We start from the raw sequence: 3,677 nt of genomic DNA on the forward strand, positions 1-3,677 counted from the left end.
GCGGTGCGGGCCGCTGCCGGCGCTCCCGGGGCCGCCGACAGGGCCAGCGCCACCAGGGCGAAGCGGGCCATCCGCGGCTTGGGGGCCTTCGGTGGGCCGCCGAGCACGTCGTAGTCGGCGCGACGGATCGCGTCGAACGCCGCGCGGCCGCCGCCGACGAATCCGGCCAATGCCAGCTTCAGCCGACCCGACACCGTCGAGATCAGCGGAGCGCCCTGGTCCATGACGGTGCGGGCCCGGCTGACCTCGAAGGCCATCAGGTGGCGTACCGCGGGGCTCGCCACCTTCGCCCGCAGGTCGTCCTCGGTGACCCCGAAGGTGTCGAGGTCCTCCTGCGGCAGGTAGATGCGCCCGGCGGCGAGATCCTCGGCGACGTCCTGCCAGTGCTCGGCGAGCTGCAGCGCGGTGCACACGCGGTCGGAGAGCACGACCCGCTCGGGGGTCGCCAGTCCGTACACGCCGAGCACCATCCGGCCGACCGGATCGGCCGACAGGGTGCAGTAGCGGACCAGGTCGTCGAACGTCTCGTACCGGGTGACCCGCTGGTCCTGACGGTTGGCCTCGACGAGCCGCTCGAAGGGCTCGGCGGGCAGGTCGCAGGCGTGCACCGTGCGCGCGACCAGGCGCAGGACGGGCAGCTCCGGCTCACCGCCGGTCCAGATCACCGACAGGTCCTCGGAGAGGCGGTCGAGCAGGGCGAGCCGGTCGCCCGCGGCCTCGTCGCCGATGTTGTCGACGAACCGGCTGAAGGCGTACACCGCGTTGAAGTGGGCGCGCACGGCCGCGGGCAGGACGATCGGCGAGACCGGGAAGTTCTCCGCCGGCGCGGCGCGCAGCAGGTGTTCGGGGGGAGTGGACAGGCCCGTCGCGCCCGGCGGCGCAGGCGTGCGGGGTGGGCCGGTTGGGGCGTCGATGGCGGTCATACGCCTCTCCTTCGATGACGGTCTGCACTCCGGGCGCGGTGTGCCGGGATGGGGGTCCCTGCCAGGCCGCGGCCGGCGCCGGGAACCTGGACAGCGCCGGGGCCTTGGTCGGCGCCGGGACCTTGGGTCAGCACCGACGTTCGGCGGATTCTGCGCTGGCGACGACCTGGCCCGCCGACGGACCAGGACGCCCGATCGCACCAGAGGTCATGGGCACGCTGCACGCGGACCTACTGCGCAGGTCCGCCACGGACCGGCTCATGCCACCGGTCCTGGCAGGCGCGCCATGTTGCCACCCGGGTTCCGGCGGCGCGGGGCCGACGGCGCATGCGCCCCCGGCCCCACCCGGCACGTCTGCCGCCGGCGGCCCGAAGGCCGCCGGAGCTGTGGTCGGTGTCACTCACCCCCAATGGGTGACACCGGCCAGCCGGCAGCACGCTCCCGGTACCGGATCATCCGAAGACACCCGCCAACCTGCGGTACAGCGACGGCACCGCGCCGTGGACCCGCACCGCGCCGAGCAGCCAACCTGGCACCCAGACCTCCGCGCTGCCCCGTCCCGCCGCCGCCAGCATGCGCTCGGCGACCAGCGCGGCCGGGATTGGCCGCGGCCACCGTCGAACGTACGGCGCCCCACGGCGATGGAAGAACGGGGTGTCGACGACGCCAGGCAAACACAACGTCACCGTGATGCCGCGCCCGGCAACTTCGGCCCGCAGCGCGTCAGCGAAGCCGACCATCGCCGCCTTCGTCGCGGAGTAGGCCACCTCGCCGCGCACGCCAAGCGCACCGGCGATGCTGCCAACGATCAGGATGCGCCCCTGCCCACGATCGAGCATGGCTGGGAGCATGGCCCTGACCAGCGCCATCGGCGACAGGACGTTGACCGCGACGAGTTCCGCGATCGCCTCCGGCGACATCATGTCGAACGGGCCGGCGGCGCCGAGCCCCGCCGAACACACCAGCAGGTCGACATCGCCGAGCAGTTCACTGGCCCGGGATGCGACCGCCAGCTCCGAGCCGGCGGTCGACAGGTCGACGGAGATGCGATGACCCTCCGTGGCCGCGGCGACCTCGTCCAGCGCCGCGCCGTTGCGACCGACCAGCAGCGAGCGGCAGCCACCGGCGGCCAGCAACAGGGCGGCCTCCCGGCCGATGCCACTGGATGCGCCGGTCACGACGGCCGTTCGAGGTGGCCAGGTGGCGGGGGTTGAGCCCGTTCGCGCGGTCCGGTTGGTGAGGACGGTCAACCCTCCCTCACGGAAAGCAGGCCGGGACCGTGTGCTCATGACACACCACTTCCGGTCGTTCCTTTCACGCAGTTCTCCCCCGCGGGCACTGGTTGTACGTCACCTGCTGCTTTCCCCACTCATCTCGCCCCGCGTCGCGAGGTGGCCCGACCGAGCATGATCGGCATGGTCCGATGGCACGAGCTCTCCCGTCGGACCACCGCTTCGACCACACTCGATGGCCGTGCCGATCCGGACAGCTACTGCTTCTCAGGCGTCGGACTCCAGGACCCTGGGCGCACGAGCACCGCCGGGTCCACGACTCCCACCATTTCACCGTCCCACCGTCGGATCGTCCATGGTCAGATGGACGACATCGAGGCAGACGGATCACATGCGCGGCTCCGGACTCCCTATCACACTCCCTCTATCGTCACGGCCCCCGCTATCGGGGCCGTCCCGCTATCGCCGACCGCGGGTGCGGTCCGATTTGACGGTCGTACGATGGATTCGGGATCTTCTGCTGGGACGTGCGAACCGCTTCCCCCGGCCGGCCCGGGTATTGGGGTGATTCCCACCGCATTGCCTACGCCGGAATTACCCGGCGACGACCCGCGACACGGCCGTCACCACGACATCACAACCGGTGGGCGCAGGCCTGTCACCTCCGCCGTCAGTACCCTGCCGGCAGTCCGATCGAGTCGCCACCGGAGCAGCCCTGGCGGCGCCCGGGTTCATCCGTGAATCGTTCCCGGGCCGGGTCGGGCCGGTCCGTGACGTACACCGGACAGGCTGGTGGGACATCGTCCGAGCACTGATCCATCCTCCACACGACGACCACCCTACCGCCTTCGACAAACGTGATCGAAAGCGGCATTTCACCGAACCTAATGGACGGACCGCCGCGCGGGGATATCACCAACCTCGGTGACATCCGACACAGGAGCCCGGAAGATGCATCACGGGAGGTCCGACAGTGGTCGCAGGCACGACGGCGGAGGCACGTTCGGTGGCTGCCGGGGGTGCCGACTACCCCGTTCGGATACTCAACCGCACCAGTCGATGACCCGCACGAATGCCGGTTCAATCCGTCCATCCATCCTGCGGAAGGACTACCCCGGGTGGTGCCCCGGCGGATTCGACCCACCGATCAGGGTGATCCCGACTCCACGCACACCGGGAAGCGTGGATGCGGGAAGCGTGGATGCGGGAGAAACCGACGACGCGGACAGCGCCCCGGATGTCGCGGATTCCACGCACGATCCGGTGGTTCCGGTGGACCGGGGACCCTCGCCCGCACCGTGGCAGCAGGCGGCTCCCGCCGGCCAGGGCGCCGGTTCCTCGGCGCCGAGAGCGGCGAGCGCGGCGGCGACGATCTCGCGCCGCTCGGCGGCGGAGACCAGCGGGCGCAAGCTCTGCGGCAGGCGGGCTGCCCCGCGGGGCCGCCGGGCCGCGCCGACCCGGGCCCCCCGGCCCCACGCCCCCCCCACCGTGGACCCCCGGTTAGCGTCCACCCCCTAGCCCC

The 3,677-nt window shown here is 71.7% G+C and carries 2 protein-coding genes; both read right to left on the minus strand.

The window, feature by feature from the left end:
- The coding region (gene hpnC, locus ND748_RS27915) for a squalene synthase HpnC (RefSeq protein WP_251749178.1) at positions 1 to 923 on the minus strand (923 nt) is incomplete at its 3' end.
- Between the two features lie 452 nt (positions 924 to 1,375).
- A complete protein-coding gene (locus tag ND748_RS27920) occupies positions 1,376 to 2,212 on the minus strand; it encodes an SDR family oxidoreductase (protein ID WP_251749179.1) in 837 nt (278 codons plus the stop codon).
- Between the last annotated feature and the right edge of the window lie 1,465 nt (positions 2,213 to 3,677).

Origin of the sequence: Frankia sp. AiPs1, from assembly GCF_023716945.1 — a bacterium.
Lineage (GTDB): Bacteria > Actinomycetota > Actinomycetes > Frankiales > Frankiaceae > Frankia.

What these genes read in the sequence shown, in the direction of transcription:
- ND748_RS27920 (WP_251749179.1), bottom strand. Translation starts at nt 2,212, where the DNA reads ATGAGCACACGGTCCCGGCCTGCTTTCCGTGAGGGAGGGTTGACCGTC.